Genomic DNA, 21,833 nt, shown 5'->3' on the forward strand with positions numbered 1-21,833 from the left:
AATCCTCCCAATGTGACATTTTGTGCATGGATCATCGCAGATCGGAAAGCGCTTTGCCAAGTGGCGGCCAGATGCTATTTGCACGCACATATCAATTTCGAGACAAGCATGGTGAAACATAGGGAAAGCCGGCCCGGCCAGAAAGCCGCGGGCGGTCTCGGGGCAAAACCCCGGCGTGACATGCCCGGCAAGCCGCCGGCGAAGCCCGCGCATGCCTCAAGGCCGGCCAAGCCTTCACGCGATCATAGCGAGCGAACAGCCGAGCCGCGCGTCGCTGCGCCTGCAGCCGCGGCGCCCGAGCGTCCGCTGATCGTCAGAAACGGTGAGCGGCCGCCTGAGCGCGTGCCGGTTATCCTCGAGTCGCTCGGCGCCGGAGATTTTCACCTCATCGACAGCGGCAATGGCCTGAAGCTTGAGCAATACGGACCGTATCGGATCGTCCGCCCGGAAGCGCAGGCGCTGTGGCCGCCGACGCTTGCCTCGCATGTGTGGGACAATGCCGAGGCGATCTTCACCGGCGACACGGACGAGGACGGCATGGGCCGCTGGCGCTTCCCCCGCGAAGCGCTGGGTGAGACCTGGCCGTTGCAGCTGCTTGGCGTCGATTTTCTCGGCCGCTTCACCGCGTTTCGCCATGTCGGCGTCTTTCCCGAGCAGATCGTCCATTGGGCCTGGATGAAGGAACAGGTCGAGACGGCAAAAAGGCCGCTCAAGGTCCTCAACCTCTTCGGTTACACCGGCGTCGCTTCGCTGGTGGCAGCCGCTGCCGGCGCGGAAGTGACGCATGTCGACGCCTCCAAGAAGGCGATCGGCTGGGCGCGCGAAAATCAGGCGCTGGGCCGCATGGAGAAGCTGCCGATCCGCTGGATCTGCGAGGATGCCATGAAGTTCATCCTGCGCGAGGAGCGGCGCGGCAACAAATACGATATCATCCTCACCGACCCACCGAAATTCGGCCGCGGCCCGAATGGCGAGGTCTGGCATCTGTTCGAGCACCTGCCGCTTATGCTCGATATCTGCCGCGAAATCCTGTCGCCGAAGGCGCTTGGTCTCGTGCTGACCGCCTATTCCATCCGCGCCAGCTTCTACTCGATCCATGAGCTGATGCGCGAGACGATGCGCGGGGCCGGCGGCGTCGTCGAATCCGGCGAACTGGTCATCCGCGAGGCCGGCCTCGACGGGCGCACGCCAGGCCGGGCGCTTTCCACTTCTCTCTTCAGCCGCTGGGTGCCGAAATGAACCAGGATTTCCGTAGTGACGGCCCGCGCAAGGTCGGACAGGTCAAGGAGGTCACCTCGCTTGCCAATCCGATCGTCAAGGATATCAAGGCGCTGACGGTCAAGAAGTCCCGCGAGGAAAGCGGTGCCTTTCTCGCCGAAGGGCTGAAGCTCGTCATCGATGCGCTCGAGCTCGGATGGACGATCCGCACGCTGGTTTACGCCAAGGCCGCCAAGGGCAAGCCGCTTGTCGAGCAGGTCGCCGCTAAGACGGTCGCCGCCGGCGGACTGGTGCTCGAGGTCAGCGAAAAGGTCATCGGCTCGATCACCCGTCGCGACAATCCGCAGATGGTGGTCGGCGTCTTCGAACAGCGCTGGCGGCAGCTTAAAGACGTCAAGCCGAAGACGGGTGAGACCTGGGTGGCGCTCGACCGCGTGCGCGATCCCGGCAATCTCGGCACGATCATCCGCACCGCCGATGCGGCAGGTGCTTCCGGCGTTATCCTCGTCGGAGAAACCACCGACCCGTTTTCCCTGGAAACCGTGCGTGCCACCATGGGCTCGGTATTTGCCATGCCTGTCGTCAAGGCGACGCCGGAAGAGTTTCTCGCCTGGAAGAAGAAGGCCGATGTCTCCGTCGTCGCCACGCATCTGGCCGGCGCCGTCGACTACCGCACCATCGATTACAAGAGGAAGCCTGTCGTCATCCTGATGGGCAACGAGCAATCCGGCCTGCCTGATGTCCTGGCGAAGGAAGCCGATGCGCTTGCCCGCATTCCACAGGCCGGCCGCGCCGACAGCCTCAATCTGGCAGTTGCGACGGCAGTCATGCTGTTCGAAGCCCGCCGCCATATCCTGACCCTTAGCGAGAGCCGATGACCGAGAGCCAGACCAACCCGCAGCCGCCTGCAAAAGCGGCCCTGTTTTCCCGGCCCTTGCCGATCCTGATCTTCATCGTCATCGCCGTCGTTCTCGATCAGGCCGTCAAGATCGCGGTGGACCATTGGTTGCCGTTGCAGGAGATGGTGCCGGTCGCTCCGATGCTGGCGCTTTATCGCACCTACAATCTCGGCGTCGCCTTCTCGATGCTGTCGGGCATGGATGGATGGTTCATCGTTGGCATGCGCCTCATCATCGTCGCCTTCGTGCTTTGGCTCTGGCGGCATACCCCAAATTATCGGTGGCTGGCCCATCTGGGCTTCGCGCTGATCATCGCCGGGGCGCTCGGAAACCTGATCGACCGCTTCCTCTACGGTCATGTGATCGACTACATCCTCTTTCACACGCAGACCTGGTCTTTCGCGGTGTTCAACCTCGCGGACAGTTTCATCACCGTGGGCGCGGCTTGCGTCATTCTCGATGAGCTTCTGATGCCGAAAAAGGCCAAAGCTTAAAATTCTAGCGAATCCCTGAAGGCATCGGGAACGGTGCCCATGCTAGCCAGATTGCATGAGCACTCTGGCAAACATGCAGGAAAAGCCTGCCACTGGCGTAACAGGTGGCGAAACGACATCGATCGAGGGGCTGACCGCGAACGGACATCCCCTTGCGGGCGCGCCGCATGAGGCCGAACGGCGCCCGGCGCAGGCGCGCTGGTTGGAGCGCCATTGGCTGAATGGCGGCGGTCTGATTGCCGGTATCGTGCTTCTTGCGATAGGATTTGCCGGAGGTCCGCTCATGCTGGCTGGAGTTCTCGGCCTCGTGGCGTTTGCACTGGCAGTCGGCGGCTTTCTCGCGGCATGGAAGACGGCTGCCGAACCTGACGCTGTTGTTACCGATCTCAGCGAGAGCGATCACGATCGTCTTTGGGAGCGCCGGGAAAGCAATATTCTGCTTGCCACCATTCATGATGCGCTGGGCGACATCACTGTCATCCGCAGCATCGATCGACAGATTCTCGATGCCAATGCCACCTTCCGCAAGCTGACGGGAAAATCCAATCCCGAGGGTTTGACGCTGGAAGAGACCGGCCTCGTCTTCCGCGCCGTCACCGATGCCAAGCATCAGGACGCGGAGATCGAGACGCCAGAGGGCCGCCGCATCTTTGCCTGGCACGATGTCATATTCCGCGATCCGTCGAGCGGCCAGCTGTGCATACAAAGCGTCGCTCGCGACGTCACGGAAGAGCGACAGACGGCCCGCAATCGCGAAGATGCCAGGCTGAAGGCCGAATATAACAGCGCCGCGAAATCCAGGCTGCTGGCGACCGTCAGCCATGAGATCCGCACGCCTCTCTCGGGCATTCTCGGCATGAATCACCTGCTTGCCCAGACGCCATTGACGCTGGAGCAGGCCAATTACCTCACGGGCATCCGCCAATCGGGCCACGCGCTGGTGCAATTGGTCGAAGATCTCCTCGATTTTTCCACGATCGAAGTGGGCCGCTTCCAGCTGCATCCGCGCAAGGAAGCGTTACGACCGCTGCTCGAAGGTGTCGTCGAGATGCTTGCGCATCGCGCCCATGAAAAGGGCATCGAAATTGCCGCGACCGTCGCAGCCGATGTGCCCGAAGCGATGGAATTCGATCCTGCGCGGCTGCGCCAGGTCCTGTTCAATGTCCTCGGCAATGCGGTGAAGTTCACCCAGACCGGCGGCGTACTCGTTCGCGCCGGCCTACAGGGAAGCGACCTGTCGATATCCGTTCAGGATACCGGCCCGGGCATGACGGAAGAGGAGCAGGCTCGCGTTTTCGGTGAGTTCGAGCAGGCCGGCACCATCGTCGAAAGAAGTGCGGGTACCGGGCTCGGGCTCGCGATCTCCGCGCGCATATTGCGCGAGTTCGGTGGCCGGCTCAAGGTTGCCAGCGAACGCGGCAAGGGCACCGAGTTCACCATCAGCTTTCCTATCGGTCTGGTTGACGATGAGGCTGGAGCCAGCCGGCGCGAAACCATGCTCAAGGGTGCGCATGTGCTGCTGCTGGCGCCGGAGGGGCCGGCAAGCACGGCGATCGCCCAGACCATTGGCACACTTGGTGGCAATTGCCGTCTGATCGGTGCCGACGACATCCATGTCCTGATGCAATCCTCCGAGGACGGCGCGGTTAGACCGTGGACCGATCTTATCGTCGATCATCGCATGGCGCCGCTCTACTTCCGAGAAGGGCATGAACTGGCGATATCGACATTGCGCAAGGTTTTCCTCGTCAATCCTGAAGAGCGCAATACGCATCCTCTCGATCTCTTCGATGCCTGGCTCATACGGCCGCTGCGGGAGCAATCGCTGATCGATGTACTGAGCGGTCGTATGCGGGGCATGGAAAAGCGCGATATGATGCTCGACGGCGTCTCTGAGATCGGCATTACGACGCCCGAGGCAGACGATCCCGTGCTTGAGATCCTGCTGGGCGAGGACGATCCGGTGAACGGCATGCTGGTTCGCGCCATGCTTGCCAAGGCCGGTCACCGGGTTCGTCTGGTCGAGGATTTCGATGGGCTTCGCACCCGCGCGCAGAATGCAGAAGCCAGGCCGAATGTGATCGTTACTGATTTCAACATGCCAGGCGGCACCGGCGCTGCCGTACTTGCGCAATTGCGTGCACAGGAACGCCGACAGGGACTACCGGCGCTGCCGATCATCGTGTTGACCGCCGACAGCCGAGATTCGATCCGCCGGCAGGCACTGCTTGCGGGAGCCGATGCCGTCATCGTCAAACCAGTCGATCCCGAGCGGTTGATGACGACCGTCCAGAACCTGTCCCGGCTTGCTTTCGAACGCGCCGTGTAGAGGCTCTTCCATTTTCGTGTCGAGATTGCGATGCGGGCTCACCAACGCTTGATGGTGAGCCCGCATCACGTTCAACCAGTGGCTATCGCAACGCTAAACTGGGGACGGTTCGTTCATTCGAAAGTTTGCAACGGGCACGCTTCTTGCTTTTAGCCAAGCCGCGTGTCACTTTCCTGTCGCACGAATTTGGTTTATGGCGCTATATCGGCCCGCAGGGGGAGAGTCGCCATGTCCATCGAAATCTTGAATCGCGAAGCTCAGGGCGAAATGGTTCAGTCTTCAAAGGCAACGGTCGAACCGGTTGCCAGCGATGTGCTTGGACGCATCGGAAATCTAGAAACGCGCCTTGCCCGCACGGCGCGCGAAATCGATGCCGCTCAGGCAGTTCGCTATCGTGTTTTCGTCGAAGAGATGAACGCGCAGCTTCCGGCCGACGCCATGCGTCGGCAGCGTGATATCGATAGCTGGGACGCGATTTGCGATCACCTTCTGGTCTTGGACCGTTCGCTCGAGGGCGATCCGGAAGACCAGATCGTCGGCACCTATCGCCTGCTGCGTCAGGAAGTGGCCATGGCAAATGGCGGCTTCTATTCCTCCTCGGAATTCGACATCGATGCGCTGTTGGCGCGTCATCCCGAAAAGCGCTTCATGGAGCTCGGCCGCTCCTGCGTGCTGCCGGACTATCGCAACAAGCGCACCGTCGAGCTGCTGTGGCAGGGCAATTGGGCCTATGCGCTGAAGCATGGCATGAGCGCCATGTTCGGCTGCGCCTCGTTCCCCGGCGTTCTACCGGAACAGCATGCGCTGGCCTTGTCTTTCCTCTATCACAATGTCGTCGCCAAGGATGAGTGGGCCGTCGGCGCTCTGCCGTCGCTCGCCCGCACCATGGATCTGATGCCGGTCGAAGCGGTCAACCCGAAGAAGGCGTTGATGGCGCTGCCGCCGCTGATCAAGGGCTATCTGCGACTCGGCGCCATGGTCGGTTCCACTGCCGTCGTCGATCAGGCATTCAACACGACCGACGTCCTGATCGTCCTGCCGATCGCCAGCATTTCCGATCGCTACGTCAATTATTACGGCGCGGACGCGGGTCGCTTCGCAAGCTGAGGTCGCTAAGGCGTTACGACGTCTCAGGGAATCGCAAAAATATCGATCGCGTTGGTGATGCCGCGCAGCGAGACATGATGCGATTGCGGCTTCAGGCCCCGTATCGTCAACAGTTCGGCGGCGCGGATATTTTCCAACACCGAACTTGTTGCGAATATCTCGCTTGAGGTCGCCAGATGCTGGACGCGCGAGGCGATATTGACCGTTTGCCCGAAATAGTCCTGTCGCTCGTTGAGGCTGACCGCGATGCACGGTCCTTCGTGGATGCCGATTTTCAGAAGGAGATCGTCGTTGCCGCGCTCCTTGTTGAGGGTCGACATGGCATCGCGCATCCGCATCGCTGCGGCCAGCGCCCGGTCCGGGGTGGGGAACGTGGCCATCACGGCGTCACCGATGGTTTTGACGACCGCGCCAGCTTCCGCCCCGACGATTTCATGCAGGATACTGAAGTGGGTTTTGACGAGGTCGAAGGCCGCGAGGTCACCGACCCTCTCGTATAGCTCCGTCGAACCGCGCAGATCGGTGAACAGAAAGGTGAGGCTGGCGATCTTAAGCCTTTGATTGATGGCGATCGTGTCGGTTCGATATATGTCGCGGAAGGTCTGGTTGGAGAGCAGTCGCTTGGCGGTCAGAAATGGCCTGCGGCGACTGAGCAACGTATGAAGCGCGTCATTGGCGATGCACACGGAAGGCAGGGTGCGAACTTCGGTGTGGTTTTCTATGACGATGCGCAACGGGCCGGGTTTGAGCTCCACCGCATCGCTGAGCCGATGCAGGCGATCGAATACGAGTGACAGGTTCTGTCGCTCTTTCGACGGTTCGCCCTTCACATCGATGAACTGCGCACTATGGGTCACCGGTTCGAAGATGATGACGAATTCGGCCGGCAGCTGCAGCGACACGACGGCTTTTTCGCCCGCCGGCAGTTCCAGCGTTTCTATGATGAACTGGTCGACTTTTTCCTGATAGCCTTCGTCGGGAAGATCGACGCCCGAACTCCAGTAGACCTGGCGAAAATATTCCAAAGGCGTCAGGTCATGTGGGTTGTGGGCGCAGATATGGCGTATTCGCGGGCTGATCGTGAAGGTGACCTCGACCATCTCGTCGAGCGTCGGCTCGTAACCGGCCGCGCACAAAGTACAATTGTAAGTCTCGCTCTGGACGGTTCGCAGCGACGTATTGGCATCCAGCACGCCGCCGCATCCCGGACACAACACATTCCAGGACATCTCGAATAAGCCCAGGCGTGCGGTATGCAGGAAAGCGCTGATGGTTTGCTCTTCGTCGAAACCGTGCTCGGCGGCAAAGGCGAGCGCATTCACACGATTAAGCTTGCGGTCCGGTGCCTCCAGCACCAACCGCTCGATTGCGTCGGCTATTTCAGGCTGCGCAGAATGGCGCAGCGCTGTGAACAGGGGCTGAGCTTCACTCATACCCCCATCCTACACCTATTTCACAAGGCAGCCATCATCTTTATTCGGCCGCCGGCTCTCCAGCGGGGGTTAGGCACCGGCACCATAGGCGGCAATGGCAGCCATGTTGACGATATCGGAATCCTTGGCGCCCATCGACGTGATCTGCACCGGCTTGTCGAGGCCGACGAGAAGCGGCCCGATGACCGTGGAGCCGCCAAGCTCCTGTAGCATCTTGGTGGAGATCGCCGCCGAGTGGAATGCCGGCATGATGAGCACGTTAGCTGGCCCGGAAAGCCGCGAGAATGGATAGAGACTCTCCATGATCTTGCGGTTCAGCGCTACGTCAGCCGACATTTCGCCGTCGAACTCGAAGTTCACATGGCGCTTGTCGAGGATGCCGACTGCCTCGCGCACCCGCTCCGAACGCTCGCCCGAGGGATGGCCGAAGGTGGAGTAGGCAAGCATGGCGACGCGCGGCTCGTAACCCATGCGACGGGCGAAGCCGGCTGCCTCTTCCGCGATCTCCGCCAACTCCTCGGCCGTCGGCATGTCATGCACGGCGGTGTCCGCGACAAAGACTGTACGGCCGCGGGCAAGCACGATCGATACGCCGATGACCCGATGCCCCGGCTTGGCGTCGATGCAGCGGCGCACATCTTCGAGCGCTGTCGAATAGTTGCGCGTCACGCCCGTCACCATGCCGTCGGCGTCTCCCAAGGCGACCATGCAGGCGGCGAAGTGATTGCGGTCGTTGTGGATCAGGCGCGTGACGTCGCGGTGCAGATAGCCCTGGCGTTGCAGCCGGGCATAGAGATAGTCGATATAGGTGTCGACCCGCTTGGAAATGCGGGCGTTGACGATTTCGAGGCCGGGGCGATTGAGATCGATGCCGGCGCGCTCGGCGGTGGAATGGATCAAGTCCTCGCGGCCGAGCAGGATCGCAGTGCCGAGGCCCTGATTGGCATAGGAAAGGGCGGCGCGCATGACTTGCTCTTCTTCCGCCTCGGCGAAGACGATGCGCTTCTGATGACGGCGCACACGCTCGTAAAGCTGCGACAGCGTCGAGGCGATCGGATCGCGCCGGGCTGAAAGCTCGCGGGCATAGGCGTCCATGTCAGGCATTTCGCGCTGGGCGACGCCGCTTTCGATCGCGGCCTTGGCGACGGCTACCGGAATGGCCGAGATGAGGCGCGGGTCGAATGGCACGGGGATGATGTATTGCGGGCCGAAACGCGGGCGCGCGCCTTGATAGGCGGCGACCACATCATCAGGCACGTCTTCGCGGGCAAGACTCGCCAGTGCGTTGACGGCGGCAATCTTCATCTCGTCGTTAATGGTGGTGGCGCGCACGTCGAGTGCACCGCGGAAGATATAGGGGAAGCCAAGGACGTTGTTGACCTGGTTCGGATAGTCCGAGCGCCCCGTCGCCATGATCGCATCGTCGCGGATGCGGGCGACTTCCTCAGGCGTGATTTCCGGGTCGGGATTGGCCATGGCGAAGATGATCGGCTTGTCCGCCATCGAACGAATCATATCTTCCGAGAAGGCATCCTTCTGCGACAGGCCGAACACGACATCGGCGCCCTTCATCGCTTCGGCCAGCGTGCGCCTGTCGGTCTTGACAGCGTGTGCCGACTTCCATTGGTTCATGCCTTCGCTGCGGCCCTGATAGATCACGCCCTTGGTGTCGCAGAGAATGATGTTTTCCGGGTTGAAGCCCATCGCCTTGATCAGCTCGACGCAGGCGATGGCCGCGGCACCCGCACCGTTGCACACGAGCTTGGTGGTCTTGAGGTCGCGGCCCGTCAGTTCGAGCGCGTTGATGAGGCCTGCAGCCGCGATGATCGCCGTGCCATGCTGGTCGTCATGGAAGACCGGGATATCCATGAGCTCGCGCAGCCGCTGTTCGATGATGAAACAGTCCGGCGCTTTGATATCCTCAAGATTGATGCCGCCGAAGGAGGGGCCGAGATAGCGCACGCAGTTGATGAATTCGTCGACATTTTCCGTGTCGATTTCGAGATCGATCGAATCGACGTCGGCAAAGCGCTTGAAGAGAACGGCCTTGCCTTCCATGACCGGCTTGGAAGCCAGAGCGCCGAGATTGCCGAGGCCGAGAATGGCCGTGCCGTTCGAGATGACAGCGACCATGTTTCCACGCGACGTGTAGTCGTAAGCCGTGGCGGGATCGGCCGCGATCGCCTTCACCGGAACGGCAACGCCGGGTGAGTAGGCAAGGGAAAGATCGCGTTGCGTCGCCATGGGCTTGGTTGGGTTGATCTCAAGCTTGCCGGGGCGGCCTTGCTTGTGGAAGTCCAGTGCTTCCTGATCCGTGATCCCCGTTCCCGGACGCGATTTGCTCTTGCTGTCAGCCATTGTTCCTCCAAACCTCCTGTGGGCGACCGGTCCCTCTTGCCCGATAGCTGTTGTCTTCTATACCGGCGCACGGATAGGGTGACACCTCATTTTTTGGAAAAACTGCACCTCCGTGAACGAACGTATAGCCACCAATATCGATGCTTTCTCGGCCGCCGAGCTTGCCTCGGAGGAAAGCCGCGCTTCGGCAACTCCGATGATGGAGCAATATATCGAGATCAAGGCGAACAATCCCGGTTCGCTCCTGTTCTATCGCATGGGCGATTTCTATGAGTTGTTCTTCGAGGACGCCATCGATGCCTCGCGTGCGCTCGGCATCACGCTGACCAAGCGCGGCCAGCACATGGGGCAGGACATCCCGATGTGCGGCGTGCCGGTTCATGCTGCCGACGATTATCTGCAAAAGCTGATTTCTCTGGGTTTCCGCGTTGCCGTCTGCGAGCAGGTGGAAGATCCCGCCGAAGCGAAGAAGCGCGGCGGCAAGTCCGTGGTGCGCCGCGATGTCGTGCGCCTGGTAACGCCGGGCACGATCACCGAAGAAAAGCTGCTTTCACCTTCGGAATCCAACTATCTGATGACGCTGACGCGCATTCGCGGCGGCGCCGAGCCGCAGCTTGCGCTCGCCTGGATCGATATTTCCACCGGCGTCTTCCGCCTCGCCGAGACGGAAGCCTCGCGGCTGCTCGCAGATATCCTGCGCATCGATCCGAGAGAGCTGATCCTGCCGGACACGATGTTCCATGATCCGGAGTTGAAACCGGTTTTCGACATCCTCGGCCGCACCGCCGTCCCGCAGCCGGCCGTGTTGTTCGACAGCGCCAGCGCGGAGGGGCGGATTACCCGCTATTTCGGCGTATCGACGCTCGATGGTTTCGGCACCTTCAGCCGCGCCGAACTGGCCGCCGCTGCAGCCGCCGTCGCCTATGTCGAAAAGACCCAGCTTGCCGAGCGTCCGCCGCTGGGCCTGCCGGAGCGCGAAAGCGGTGCCTCCACTCTTTTTATCGACCCGGCCACCCGAGCCAATCTCGAACTGGTGCGTACGCTCTCCGGCGATCGCAACGGCTCGCTGCTGAAGGCGATCGATCGCACCGTGACCGGCGGTGGTGCCCGTCTTCTCGCAGAACGGCTGATGTCGCCGCTGACCGATCCCCAGCGCATCAACGAACGCCTGGATTCGATCGGATTTCTGGCCGAGGAACCTTCGCTGTCGGGTGACCTGCGCGCTGCGCTGAAGCATGTACCCGATATGCCGCGCGCCTTGTCGCGCCTTGCGCTTGACCGAGGCGGGCCGCGTGATCTCTGGGCGATCCGTCAGGGGCTTGGTGCTGCTGGCGATATCGCGCGCATGCTTGGCACGGCCCTCCTGCCGGAGGAATTGAAAGCGGCATTGGCCGGCCTCGTTGCCTTGCCTGCCGGTCTCGAAGCGCTGCTTACCGCGACGCTTGCAGATGAGCTGCCCCTCTTGAAGCGGGATGGTGGTTTCCTGCGGGAAGGGGCGAATGCCGAATTGGACGAGGTGCGGGCACTCCGCGACCAGTCGCGCCGCGTCATCGCCGGGCTGCAGCTGCAATATGCCGATGAAACCGGCATCAAGTCGCTGAAGATCAAGCATAACAACGTGCTTGGTTACTTCATCGAGGTGACGGCCGGCAACGCCGGTCCGATGACGGATACCAGCGAGGCCAAGGCACGCTTCATCCATCGCCAGACCATGGCGAATGCCATGCGCTTCACCACGACCGAGCTTGCCGATTTGGAGAGCCGCATCGCCAACGCCGCCGACAAGGCGCTCGCGATCGAGCTCGAGGCCTTCGATCGTATGGTAGCTGCTGTCGTGGCCGATGCCGAAGCGATCAAGGCCGGCGCCCGCGCGTTGTCGGTGATCGATGTCGCGGCGGGGCTTGCGCTGCTGGCCGAAGAGCAGGCCTATTGCCGACCCGTCGTCGATGGCAGCCGCATGTTCGCCATCGAAGGTGGCCGTCATCCTGTGGTGGAACAGGCCCTGCGCCGTCAGGCGGGTGGACCCTTCGTTGCCAACAATTGCGATCTCTCGCCGAAGTCCGATGGCAAGGATGGCGCCATCTGGCTTCTGACCGGCCCGAACATGGGCGGTAAATCGACCTTCCTGCGCCAGAATGCGCTGATCGCCATTCTCGCGCAGATGGGCGCCTTCGTTCCGGCGGCATCCGCTCATATCGGCATCGTCGACCGGCTGTTCTCGCGCGTCGGCGCGTCCGACGATCTGGCGCGGGGACGTTCGACCTTCATGGTCGAGATGGTCGAGACGGCGGCGATCCTCAATCAGGCGACCGAACGCTCTCTCGTCATCCTCGACGAGATCGGTCGAGGCACTGCGACTTTCGACGGCCTTTCCATCGCCTGGGCTGCCGTCGAGCATCTGCATGAGGCCAATCGATGCCGTGGTCTCTTCGCCACGCATTTTCATGAGCTGACTGTCTTGTCGGAAAAGCTCGGCCGGCTTTCCAACGCCACCATGCGCGTCAAGGAATGGGATGGCGATGTGATCTTCCTGCACGAGGTCGGGCCGGGGGCTGCCGACCGTTCTTATGGCATCCAGGTGGCGCGTCTTGCCGGCCTGCCGGCTTCGGTGGTCGCGCGCGCCCGCGACGTTCTGACGCGGCTTGAAGATGCGGACCGCAAGAATCCGGCAAGCCAGCTCATCGATGATCTGCCTCTCTTCCAGGTCGCGGTTCGCCGCGAGGAGGCCGTGGGACGGCGCGAGCCGTCCAAGGTCGAAGAGAGGTTGAAGACACTCGACCTCGATGACCTTACGCCGCGGGCCGCCCTCGATGTGCTCTACGAGCTGAAGAAAACTCTGAACAAAGCCGGCTGATCGAAGGCGACTTCCAAGGACAAAAGCATGCATCTCGAAAATCTTCTTGCCGAAGTCCGCATCCTGGCCGAGCGCTTTTCGCCGATCGCCGCCCGCGGTAAGATCTGCGGTGAGGGCGAGCCGCCGGATTGCGAATCCGATCGTGGCCTTCTCAATATTACTTTGTCGTGCAGCCGCATTTCCGACATCTGTTCCAGTATCGCCAGGGCCGGTTATTGGGAGTGCGAGCGCGAAATGGTGACGCAGATCGGTGCCCAATCGCGCAACATACTGCATAGCCTGAACGAGCTCAGGCGGTCGCTCGAGATGCCCAGGCCCTAAAACTGCCGATTTCTGCGTCGATTGCCGTCACGCTTCGTCAACCTTGACCCGATAGAAATACCGAGATCGTCGGTGCCGCAGGGTTTGCTTCAGGCCGGATGATGAATGCGGGCGCAGATTGCCTGTGTCATTCGCCGGGCAAAGAGGCTATAGCGCATGCAGACGACAAGACAGGCGCGCCGGCGGTGGCCCGCCGTCAAAGAACAGGAATCCGGTCGGCAGAGCATGGAAATGCATGACATCGATTTTCCGGCTATTCTCGACGTTTCCGCGCTAAGGGCGGAATGCGAGGCACTTGCCAAACGCCATCTGGACAAGAACGACGAACGGTCGGCCCTGCTTGCCCTTCTGAAAAAGGCGAGCCAGGAAGGGCGCGAAGAGGCGCGGCGTTTGCTGGCGGCTCAGGGCGGCGGCCTGGATTGCGCGCATCGCATATCCTGGCTGCAGGACCAGATCATCACGGCTCTCTACGATTTTACCGTCCATCACGTCTACCCGAAGCAGGCTGGAAGCTTCTCCGTGACCGCCGTCGGCGGCTATGGCCGCGATACGCTGGCGCCGGGTTCGGATATCGATCTTCTCTTCCTCTTCCACCCGAAGCCGGACAGCGAGACCCACAAGGCAGTCGAGTTCATTCTCTACATGCTCTGGGACATGGGCTTCAAAGTCGGCCACGCCACCCGCACGGTCGAGGAATGCATCCGGCAGGCCAAGTCCGATATGACGGTGAGAACCGCTGTTCTCGAAACCCGCTATATCTGTGGCAACGAGCCGTTGACGCGGGAGCTGCAGGCGCGCTTCGACAAGGAAATCGTCACCAACACCGGCCCGGAATTCATCGCCGCCAAGCTTGCCGAGCGTGACGAGCGCCATCGCAAGGCGGGCGATACCCGTTATCTGGTCGAGCCGAACGTCAAGGAAGGCAAGGGCGGCCTGCGCGATCTGCACACGCTGTTCTGGATCTCGAAGTACTATTATCACGTCCGCGATCCTGTCGAATTGGTAAAGCTTGGCGTGCTGTCGAAGCAGGAATACCGCCTCTTCGAGAAGGCAGAGGATTTCCTCTGGGCCGTGCGCTGCCACATGCATTTCCTGACCGGCAAGGCGGAAGAGCGGCTTTCCTTCGACATCCAGCGCGATATCGCGGCAGCGCTCGACTATCATGCGCGCCCAGGGCTATCAGCCGTCGAGCGCTTCATGAAACACTACTTCCTTGTCGCCAAGGATGTCGGCGATCTCACCCGCATCCTCTGTGCGGCGCTCGAGGATCAGCAGGCAAAGGCAACGCCGGGGCTGACCGGCGTCATCAGCCGTTTCGCCAATCGCTCGCGCAAGATCCCCGGCACCGTCGAGTTCGTCGAAGATCGCGGCCGCATTGCGCTTGCCAATCCCGATGTCTTCAAGCGCGATCCTGTGAGCCTCATCAGGCTGTTTTTCGTCGCCGATATCAACGGGCTGGAATTCCATCCGGATGCGCTGAAGCGCGTCACGCGCTCGCTGAACCTGATCGACAACGATCTGCGCGAGAACGAGGAGGCGAACCGGCTTTTCCTCTCCATCCTGACGTCGAAGCGCGATCCGGCCCTGATCCTGCGCCGCATGAACGAGGCCGGCGTGCTCGGCCGCTTCATCCCGGAATTCGGCAAGATCGTCTCGATGATGCAGTTCAACATGTATCATCACTATACGGTGGATGAGCACCTGATCCGTGCCGTCGAGGTACTGTCGGAGATCGATAAGGGCAAGGCCGAGGATATCCATCCGCTGACCAACAAGCTGATGCCCGGCATCGAAGATCGCGATGCGCTCTACGTTGCCGTGCTTCTGCACGATATCGCCAAGGGGCGCGAGGAAGATCACTCGGAAGCCGGTGCCAAGGTCGCACGCAAGCTCTGCCCGCGCTTTGGCCTTTCGCCGAAGCAGACGGAGCTTGTGGTCTGGCTGATCGCCGAGCATCTCACAATGTCGATGGTCGCCCAGACGCGCGACCTGACGGACCGCAAAACGATCATCGATTTCGCCGACCGCGTGCAGTCGCTGGACCGGCTGAAGATGCTGCTGATCCTGACGGTCTGCGATATCCGTGCCGTCGGCCCGGGCGTGTGGAACGGCTGGAAGGGCCAGTTGCTGCGCACACTTTACTATGAGACCGAGTTGTTGCTGGCCGGCGGTTTCTCGGAAGTGTCGCGCAAGGAGCGCGCCGAGGCCGCCGCCCTGGCGCTCGACGAGGCGCTTTCGGACTGGAGCCAGAAGGATCGCAACGCTTACGTCAAGCTGCACTATCAGCCCTATCTTCTCTCCGTGCCGCTCGAAGATCAGATCCGCCACACGAAGTTCATCCGCCAGACCGACAAGTCCGGCAAGGTGCTCGCCACCATGGTGCGCACCGACAGTTTCCATGCCATCACCGAGATCACCGTGCTCTCGCCTGACCATCCGCGTCTCTTGACCGTGATCGCCGGGGCTTGTGCGGCAGCGGGAGCCAATATCGCCGATGCGCAGATCTTCACCACGGCCGATGGCCGCGCGCTCGATACCATCCATGTCAGCCGCGAATTCGCCGACGATGCCGACGAGCTGCGCCGCGCAGGCACGATAGGCAAGATGATCGAAGACGTGCTCGCCGGCCGCAAGCGACTGCCTGAGGTCATCGCCACGCGTTCGAAGAACCGCCGCAAGAACAAGGCTTTCGTCATTCCGCCGTCGGTGATCATCTCCAACAGCCTCTCAAACAAGTTCACGGTCATCGAGGTCGAGTGCCTCGACCGGACCGGCCTCCTGTCGGAAATAACGGCCGTCCTCTCCGATCTGTCGCTCGATATTCAGTCGGCGCGCATCACCACCTTCGGTGAGAAGGTCATCGATACCTTCTACGTTACCGATCTCGTCGGACAGAAGATTGCCAACGAAAACAAGCGGGCCAACATTACCGCGCGCCTCAAGGCTGTGATGGCGGGTGAGGAGGACGAAATGCGGGAACGCATGCCGTCCGGCATCATTGCGCCCGCCGCCACGCGCGGCAGTGCCGTCGAAAATCCAGATATCGAAAAGAAAGCCGGTTCAGCCGCATGAGCCTAGTCAAGAAATTCATCACGGTCGGCGGCGCGACGCTGGGTAGCCGCATCTTCGGCTTTGCCCGCGAAACGCTGATGGCAGCAGCCCTCGGCACCGGACCCATGGCCGACGTTTTCTACGCCGCCTTCCGCTTTCCCAACCTCTTCCGCCGCCTGTTTGCCGAGGGCGCGTTCAATGCAGCCTTCGTGCCGCTCTTTGCCAAGGAGATCGAGGCGAACGGTATCGAGGGCGCGAAACGCTTCTCGGAAGAGGTGTTCGGCGTTCTTTTCTCGGTCCTGCTGCTGATCACCATCGTCATGGAACTGGCCATGCCGCTCCTCGTGCGTTGGGTCATCGCGCCCGGCTTCGCCGACGATGCCGAGAAATTCGACCTGACGGTCCGGTTGGCTGCCGTCATGTTCCCCTATCTGATGTCGATGTCGCTGACGGCGATGATGAGCGGCATGCTGAATTCGCTGCATCATTTCTTCGCCGCCGCCGTGGCTCCGATCTTCCTCAACCTGGTGATGATCAGCGCCCTGTTTTACGCAATCTATTACGGCGCCGACCCGCTGACCACTGCGTGGTACCTGTCCTGGTCGGTGCTGGTGGCAGGTGTGCTGCAGCTGGCCGTCGTCTATATCGGCGTGCGCCATGCCGGCATCAATATCGGCCTGCGTTTTCCGCGCTTCACGCCCAACGTCAAACGGCTCCTGCTTCTTGCCATCCCGGCAGCCATCACCGGCGGCGTCACCCAGATCAACCTGGTAATCGGCCAGGCGATCGCCTCGGGCAAGGAAGGCGCGATCGCCGCCCTGCAATATGCAGACCGCATCTACCAGCTGCCGCTCGGCGTCGTCGGTGTCGCGGTTGGAATCGTGCTTCTGCCGGAACTGGCTCGCTCGCTGAAGTCAGGCCATATCGAGGAAGCCGCCAATATCCAGAACCGCTCGATCGAATTCGTGCTGTTCCTGACCCTGCCGGCCGCTGTTGCCCTCTGGCTTCTCTCTGACGATATCATCCGCGTGCTTTACGAGCGCGGCGCCTTTAACGCGGAAAATACAAAGCTGGTTGGCTCCATCCTCGCCATCTTCGGCCTTGGCCTGCCGGCTTTCGTGCTGATCAAGGCACTGCAGCCCGGCTTTTATGCCCGCGAAGATACGAAATCGCCGATGCGCTACACGGCGGTCGCTGTCGCCGTCAATTCGGCGCTGTCGATCCTGCTTTTCCCGGTGCTGGCCGAACGAGGCATTGCGTTCGCCGAAGCGGTTGCCGGTTGGCTGAACGCTGTACAGCTCTTTGTCACGCTTTATCGCCGGGGACATCTTTCCTGGGAGTGGTCGCTGGCGCGCCGCACTGTGATGCTGCTCATCTCCTCCGCCGTCATGGGCGGCGTTATCGTATATTTGTCTGATCGCTGGGAGCCGCTTCTGGGGGGAAGCTCGTCGCTGCTCACCAAAACCGGCGTCCTGGGCTTGCTCATATTGATTGCGATGGTGGTGTATTTCGTTGTCGCCTTCCTGATCGGCGGCGTGGATTTGGGCATGATACGCCGCAAATTGAAGCGCAAGCCGGCGGCGGCAGCTGCGCCGGATGCGAAGGCGGCGAATGGCGAGTAGGCAGGCCTGTGCGCGTCTTGAGGTGGGTTGGAACAGGGTGGAATGTGCCTTCACATGGAAATGCAGATACATCTGCGTAAGGCATGCGAGGCCGATTTGGTCGAGCTTGGCGAGCTGAAGTTCTGCTCGTCCGTGGCGTGGGGGGATTTTGTCGCGGAGCTGCAGAATCTGCCGGAGGCCCGGCATGTCTCACCCGAGCTTCTCCCGCACATCACCGTCGCCGAGCTGGACGGAAGCATCGCCGGGTTCGTGACGGTTCTTCCCGGAGACGATCCCGAGCAAGCTGAACTGGAAGACCTTTTTGTTGCTCCCTCGTTTTGGCGAAAGGGCTTCGGAGCACAGCTGCTGAGAGCGGCGGAGGCCCATGCGGCGGCGCTTGGCACGGTTCGGATGCACGTCATCGCAAATGAGAGGGCGCGTCTTTTCTATGAGGCCGCCGGCTATCGTCCGATTGGTATGGTCGAGACGGATTTTGGATCGGCGCCGGAACTGTGTAAGTCGCTAGACCCGGTCTGATAGAGATGGTTTCATCACCTGTGGAGTCTCCCATGTCTCAATCCGTCTTCCTCGTCGCACTGGTCGTGGACGATTATGATCGCGCCAAGGCTTTCTATTGCGATGTCCTGGGCTTTGATTGCCTGCAGGACGAGGTGCAGCCAGGGGGCAAGCGTTGGGTCGTAATCAGGCCGAAGGGCGGGGAAGGGGCAGCGCTGCTGCTCGCCCAAGCCGCAAGCGATAGCCAGCGCGCCGCGATCGGCAACCAGACCGGCGGCCGCGTCGGTTTTTTCCTCAAGACTGACGATTTCGTACGCGATCATGCGGCGATGCTTGCCAAGGGCGTGAAATTCCGGGAAGAGCCGCGCCATGAGGTCTACGGCACCGTCGCGGTCTTCGCCGACCCCTATGGCAATACCTGGGACCTGATCCAGCATTCTTCCTAAGACTCTGGCACATAGCCTCTTGATCGCTATCGATACCGCGTGCATAAGCCGCTCGAACCAAGGGTCGAGCGCCGCTCGCCCGGGCCCTCCACAAGCCTTTTGAGGACGACATGACCGAATTCAAGCCGCTCGTATTCTCCGGCGTTCAGCCTACCGGCAATCTCCATCTCGGCAACTATCTCGGCGCGATCCGCAAGTTCGTGGCCCTGCAGGCCAACAACGACTGCATCTATTGCGTCGTCGACATGCATGCGCTGACGGCTCAGCTCGTACATGAGGACATGCCGAACCAGACGCGTTCGATCACCGCAGCTTTTCTTGCCGCCGGCATCGACCCGGAAAAGCATATCGTCTTCAATCAGTCGGCCGTGCCGGGGCATGCCGAGCTCGCCTGGATTTTCAACTGCGTTGCCCGCATCGGCTGGATGAACCGCATGACGCAGTTCAAGGACAAGGCCGGCAAGGACCGCGAGCAGGCCTCGCTCGGCCTTTACGCCTATCCGAGCCTGATGGCCGCCGACATTCTGCTCTATCGCGCCACGCATGTTCCTGTCGGCGACGACCAGAAGCAGCATCTGGAACTGACCCGCGACATCGCCATGAAGTTCAATCTGGACTACATGGAGCATATTCGCCGCACGGGCTACGGCATTGACATCACCGTCGGCGACGAGCCGGTGCATGCCTATTTCCCGATGGTCGAGCCGCTGATCGATGGTCCGGCGCCGCGCGTCATGTCGCTGCGCGACGGCACGAAGAAGATGTCGAAATCGGACGCTTCCGACCTGTCGCGCATCAACCTGCTCGATGATGAGGAAAACATTTCCAAGAAGATCCGCAAGGCAAAGACCGATCCGGATGGCTTGCCGAGCGAAATCGCCGGTCTTGCCGGCCGCCCGGAGGCCGACAATCTGGTCGGCATCTACGCAGCGCTTGCCGACAAGTCGAAGGCCGATGTCCTTTCCGAATTCGGCGGCCAGCAATTCTCCGTCTTCAAGCCGGCGCTGGTCGATCTTGCCGTGCATACGCTCTCGCCGATCACGACGGAGATGCGCCGCCTGATGGCCGATCCCGGCCACATCGACGCTGTGCTGCGCGATGGCAGCGCCCGCGCCCGCGCTCGCGCCGACGTGACGATGAAGCAGGTTCGCGACATTATCGGCTTTCTCTATTGATGATGTCGTAATGCATGGCTCCCGCGTGAAAGCGGGGGCTTGCAAAACGCCGTTTTCGGGTGTCAGAGTCGCTCCATGGTATCCACACGACTTTCACGGCTCGAAGGCCATCGCCGCAAGTTCATGGCCGTCATCGATGGCACACCTGAATGCCAGCGCGCCGTCCATTATGCGGGTCGGCGCGCCAAGAATTCCAATGGCGGCCTTGTGCTGCTTTACGTGATCCCGGAAGGCGATTTCCAGCAATGGCTCGGCGTCGAGGAGATCATGCGGGCGGAAGCGCGCGAAGAGGCCGAGGCGGCAACCGCCAAGGCAGCCCAGAGCGTCCGCGAGAATGTCGGCATCGATCCGGAAATCGTCATTCGCGAGGGATCGTCTGCTGAGCAGATCCACGCTGTCATCGAAGAGGACCGGGACATCGCGCTCCTCGTTCTCGCTGCCGGTTCTGCCAAGGAAGGGCCGGGGCCGCTGGTCTCTTCGATCGCCGGCCGCGCGGCTGCGTTTCCCATCCCGGTCACGGTGCTGCCGGATACGCTGACGAACGAGGAAATCGACGCGCTCAGCTAGTGCAGAGCGACCATTTCTTGAGAAACACTCTCTTGAATTGAGGGGCCAAAAGGCCTATCTCTTTTGAAATATTCTAAAGTTGGGACCGGGTTTGTGCCCGCCGCATGGAGATCAAGATGTTCATTCAGACCGAAGCGACACCGAACCCCGCGACCTTGAAGTTCCTGCCGGGCAAAGTGGTGATGGAAAGCGGCACGGCCGAATTCCGCAACGCCGAAGACGCCGAGGCTTCGCCGCTTGCTGCCCGCCTTTTCGAGATCCAGGGCGTCACGGGCGTCTATTTCGGCTACGACTTCATCTCCGTTTCCAAGGAAAGCCAGGAGTGGCAGCACCTGAAGCCCGCCATCCTCGGCTCGATCATGGAGCACTTCATGTCCGGCAAGCCCGTCATGGGCTCAGCCTCGGTTCTGTCCGAAGTGCAGGATGCCGGCGGCGAGTTCTTCGATGCAGGCGATGAATCGATCGTGCTGACCATCAAGGAACTGCTCGATACCCGCGTTCGTCCTGCCGTTGCCCAGGATGGCGGCGACATTACCTTCCGCGGCTTCCGCGACGGCAAGGTCTATCTCAACATGAAGGGATCCTGCGCTGGCTGCCCGTCTTCGACGGCAACGCTGAAGCATGGCGTGCAGAACCTCCTGCGCCACTTCGTTCCGGAAGTGCAGGAAGTCGAAGCCGTCTGAGCATGATCCCAGGAGGCGTCCAGCTGTTTTGGATGGGATCATACCAAGGCTGGCGCTGGAGCCTGAGGGCGTTCGAAGATAAAGTTATCCGCGTTCCAAGCGCGGCTTTTCGGAATAGTTGACATGATCGTACTGGCGCTCGACACGGCAGGTGTGGATTGCGCTGCCGCTGTGTATGATAGCGGCAGTGATTCTGTGATGGGGGAGGTCACGGAAACGATCGGACGGGGGCACGCCGAACATTTGATGCACGTCGTCGACGAGGCGCTGGCGAAGGCCAATACGGCGCTCTCGGCGATCGAGCGTGTCGTCGTGAGCGTCGGCCCCGGTTCCTTCACCGGCATCCGCATCGGCGTTGCAGCCGCGCGCGGTTTCGCACTCTCCCTCAATGTTCCCGCAGTTGGCGTCACGACCCTTGAAGTCATGGCGGCAACGGCACGCACACAGAATCCGGGCAAGTCGGTTCTGGCTGCCATCGATGCCAAGCGCGAGGAGATTTATCTCCAGAGCTTCGATGCCGATGGCAACCCGCTGGACGAGGCTCGGGCCGTGACGATCGACGAAGCGCGGGCAATTGCCTCTGCTTTCGACGGCATCGTCACCGGAACGGCCGTCGCCCGGTTGAGCGACGCGCCGCCGGCGGAGCGGCCAGACGCATTTCCGATTGCCATCGTCGCCCGGCTGGGCGCCGGCAAGCCTGCCGGCGAAAAGCCGAAGCCGCTTTATCTTCGCGGACCCGATGCCAGACCGCAGGCCGGATACGCAGTTGCCAGGCAATAGA

Annotated in this window: 17 protein-coding genes; 15 read left to right on the forward strand and 2 right to left on the reverse strand. The window is 61.4% G+C overall.

The annotated features are described in order from the left end of the window. Positions 1 to 111: 111 nt before the first annotated feature. From ACIQJ2_RS23210 to ACIQJ2_RS23230, 5 genes are all read left to right on the forward strand, one after another. Positions 112 to 1,239, forward strand: coding sequence for a class I SAM-dependent methyltransferase (locus tag ACIQJ2_RS23210; protein WP_400673427.1), 1,128 nt, complete (start codon positions 112 to 114; stop codon positions 1,237 to 1,239). Beyond that, positions 1,236 to 2,096: a TrmH family RNA methyltransferase gene (locus ACIQJ2_RS23215; protein WP_400673279.1), complete on the forward strand. Its 861-nt coding sequence runs from the start codon at positions 1,236 to 1,238 to the stop codon at positions 2,094 to 2,096. Before ACIQJ2_RS23210 ends, ACIQJ2_RS23215 begins: the two co-directional genes overlap by 4 nt. Then, positions 2,093 to 2,611, forward strand: coding sequence for a signal peptidase II (gene lspA / locus ACIQJ2_RS23220; protein ID WP_400673277.1), 519 nt, complete (start codon positions 2,093 to 2,095; stop codon positions 2,609 to 2,611). The genes ACIQJ2_RS23215 and lspA overlap by 4 nt, the downstream gene beginning before the upstream one ends. Positions 2,612 to 2,666: 55 nt before the next feature. After that, the gene (locus tag ACIQJ2_RS23225; protein WP_400673275.1) at positions 2,667 to 4,940 is read left to right on the forward strand and encodes a hybrid sensor histidine kinase/response regulator; all 2,274 of its coding nucleotides are present in this window, start codon (positions 2,667 to 2,669) and stop codon (positions 4,938 to 4,940) included. Between the two features lie 228 nt (positions 4,941 to 5,168). Continuing rightward, on the forward strand, positions 5,169 to 6,047 hold the full coding sequence (locus ACIQJ2_RS23230; protein ID WP_199144606.1) for a GNAT family N-acetyltransferase: 879 nt from the start codon (positions 5,169 to 5,171) through the stop codon (positions 6,045 to 6,047). Positions 6,048 to 6,070: 23 nt separating this feature from the next. Here the strand turns inward: ACIQJ2_RS23230 and ACIQJ2_RS23235 are convergent, their stop codons facing one another. Continuing rightward, a complete protein-coding gene (locus ACIQJ2_RS23235) occupies positions 6,071 to 7,480 on the reverse strand; it encodes an adenylate/guanylate cyclase domain-containing protein (RefSeq protein ID WP_400673273.1) in 1,410 nt (469 codons plus the stop codon). 69 nt (positions 7,481 to 7,549) lie between these two features. Continuing rightward, positions 7,550 to 9,838 carry an NADP-dependent malic enzyme gene (locus ACIQJ2_RS23240; RefSeq protein ID WP_400673271.1) on the reverse strand — a complete coding sequence of 763 codons (2,289 nt, stop codon included), beginning with the start codon at positions 9,836 to 9,838 and terminating at the stop codon, positions 7,550 to 7,552. A gap of 112 nt (positions 9,839 to 9,950) precedes the next feature. Here ACIQJ2_RS23240 and mutS point away from each other — a divergent pair, with 112 nt between their 5' ends. The 10 genes from mutS (at position 9,951) to tsaB (ending at position 21,832) form a co-directional block, all read left to right on the forward strand. Continuing rightward, complete coding sequence (gene mutS / locus ACIQJ2_RS23245) at positions 9,951 to 12,692, forward strand: DNA mismatch repair protein MutS (RefSeq protein WP_400673269.1); 2,742 nt, start codon at positions 9,951 to 9,953, stop codon at positions 12,690 to 12,692. 27 nt (positions 12,693 to 12,719) lie between these two features. Then, positions 12,720 to 13,013: a hypothetical protein gene (locus tag ACIQJ2_RS23250; protein ID WP_199092407.1), complete on the forward strand. Its 294-nt coding sequence runs from the start codon at positions 12,720 to 12,722 to the stop codon at positions 13,011 to 13,013. A gap of 156 nt (positions 13,014 to 13,169) precedes the next feature. Further along, positions 13,170 to 16,085, forward strand: coding sequence for a [protein-PII] uridylyltransferase (locus ACIQJ2_RS23255; protein ID WP_400673267.1), 2,916 nt, complete (start codon positions 13,170 to 13,172; stop codon positions 16,083 to 16,085). Further along, positions 16,082 to 17,686: a murein biosynthesis integral membrane protein MurJ gene (gene murJ, locus ACIQJ2_RS23260; protein ID WP_400673265.1), complete on the forward strand. Its 1,605-nt coding sequence runs from the start codon at positions 16,082 to 16,084 to the stop codon at positions 17,684 to 17,686. The genes ACIQJ2_RS23255 and murJ overlap by 4 nt, the downstream gene beginning before the upstream one ends. A gap of 96 nt (positions 17,687 to 17,782) precedes the next feature. Beyond that, positions 17,783 to 18,202 (forward strand): GNAT family N-acetyltransferase, encoded by a 420-nt coding sequence (locus ACIQJ2_RS23265; protein ID WP_400673263.1) that lies wholly within the window; start codon positions 17,783 to 17,785, stop codon positions 18,200 to 18,202. A gap of 32 nt (positions 18,203 to 18,234) precedes the next feature. Beyond that, positions 18,235 to 18,627, forward strand: a complete 393-nt coding sequence (locus ACIQJ2_RS23270; RefSeq protein ID WP_400673261.1) for a VOC family protein — start codon at positions 18,235 to 18,237, stop codon at positions 18,625 to 18,627. Positions 18,628 to 18,737: 110 nt separating this feature from the next. Further along, positions 18,738 to 19,802 (forward strand): tryptophan--tRNA ligase, encoded by a 1,065-nt coding sequence (gene trpS / locus ACIQJ2_RS23275; RefSeq protein WP_168811537.1) that lies wholly within the window; start codon positions 18,738 to 18,740, stop codon positions 19,800 to 19,802. 75 nt (positions 19,803 to 19,877) lie between these two features. Next, a complete protein-coding gene (locus ACIQJ2_RS23280; protein ID WP_199092420.1) occupies positions 19,878 to 20,369 on the forward strand; it encodes a universal stress protein in 492 nt (163 codons plus the stop codon). Between the two features lie 116 nt (positions 20,370 to 20,485). Beyond that, positions 20,486 to 21,052, forward strand: a complete 567-nt coding sequence (locus ACIQJ2_RS23285) for a NifU family protein (RefSeq protein WP_400673258.1) — start codon at positions 20,486 to 20,488, stop codon at positions 21,050 to 21,052. Between the two features lie 123 nt (positions 21,053 to 21,175). Further along, positions 21,176 to 21,832 carry a tRNA (adenosine(37)-N6)-threonylcarbamoyltransferase complex dimerization subunit type 1 TsaB gene (tsaB, locus tag ACIQJ2_RS23290; protein ID WP_400673256.1) on the forward strand — a complete coding sequence of 219 codons (657 nt, stop codon included), beginning with the start codon at positions 21,176 to 21,178 and terminating at the stop codon, positions 21,830 to 21,832. Position 21,833 lies beyond the last annotated feature (1 nt).

Source organism: Rhizobium sp. NPDC092011 (assembly GCF_044756305.1).
Classification (GTDB): domain Bacteria; phylum Pseudomonadota; class Alphaproteobacteria; order Rhizobiales; family Rhizobiaceae; genus Rhizobium.

Bases quoted from the DNA above. Each gene is read 5' to 3' on its own strand.
- ACIQJ2_RS23215 (WP_400673279.1), top strand. From the start codon at position 1,236: ATGAACCAGGATTTCCGTAGTGACGGCCCGCGCAAGGTCGGACAGGTC.
- lspA (WP_400673277.1), top strand. From the start codon at position 2,093: ATGACCGAGAGCCAGACCAACCCGCAGCCGCCTGCAAAAGCGGCCCTG.
- ACIQJ2_RS23225 (WP_400673275.1), top strand. From the start codon at position 2,667: ATGAGCACTCTGGCAAACATGCAGGAAAAGCCTGCCACTGGCGTAACA.
- ACIQJ2_RS23230 (WP_199144606.1), top strand. From the start codon at position 5,169: ATGTCCATCGAAATCTTGAATCGCGAAGCTCAGGGCGAAATGGTTCAG.
- ACIQJ2_RS23235 (WP_400673273.1), bottom strand. From the start codon at position 7,480: ATGAGTGAAGCTCAGCCCCTGTTCACAGCGCTGCGCCATTCTGCGCAG.
- ACIQJ2_RS23240 (WP_400673271.1), bottom strand. From the start codon at position 9,838: ATGGCTGACAGCAAGAGCAAATCGCGTCCGGGAACGGGGATCACGGAT.
- ACIQJ2_RS23250 (WP_199092407.1), top strand. From the start codon at position 12,720: ATGCATCTCGAAAATCTTCTTGCCGAAGTCCGCATCCTGGCCGAGCGC.
- ACIQJ2_RS23255 (WP_400673267.1), top strand. From the start codon at position 13,170: ATGCAGACGACAAGACAGGCGCGCCGGCGGTGGCCCGCCGTCAAAGAA.
- murJ (WP_400673265.1), top strand. From the start codon at position 16,082: ATGAGCCTAGTCAAGAAATTCATCACGGTCGGCGGCGCGACGCTGGGT.
- ACIQJ2_RS23270 (WP_400673261.1), top strand. From the start codon at position 18,235: ATGTCTCAATCCGTCTTCCTCGTCGCACTGGTCGTGGACGATTATGAT.
- trpS (WP_168811537.1), top strand. From the start codon at position 18,738: ATGACCGAATTCAAGCCGCTCGTATTCTCCGGCGTTCAGCCTACCGGC.
- ACIQJ2_RS23280 (WP_199092420.1), top strand. From the start codon at position 19,878: ATGGTATCCACACGACTTTCACGGCTCGAAGGCCATCGCCGCAAGTTC.
- ACIQJ2_RS23285 (WP_400673258.1), top strand. From the start codon at position 20,486: ATGTTCATTCAGACCGAAGCGACACCGAACCCCGCGACCTTGAAGTTC.
- tsaB (WP_400673256.1), top strand. From the start codon at position 21,176: ATGATCGTACTGGCGCTCGACACGGCAGGTGTGGATTGCGCTGCCGCT.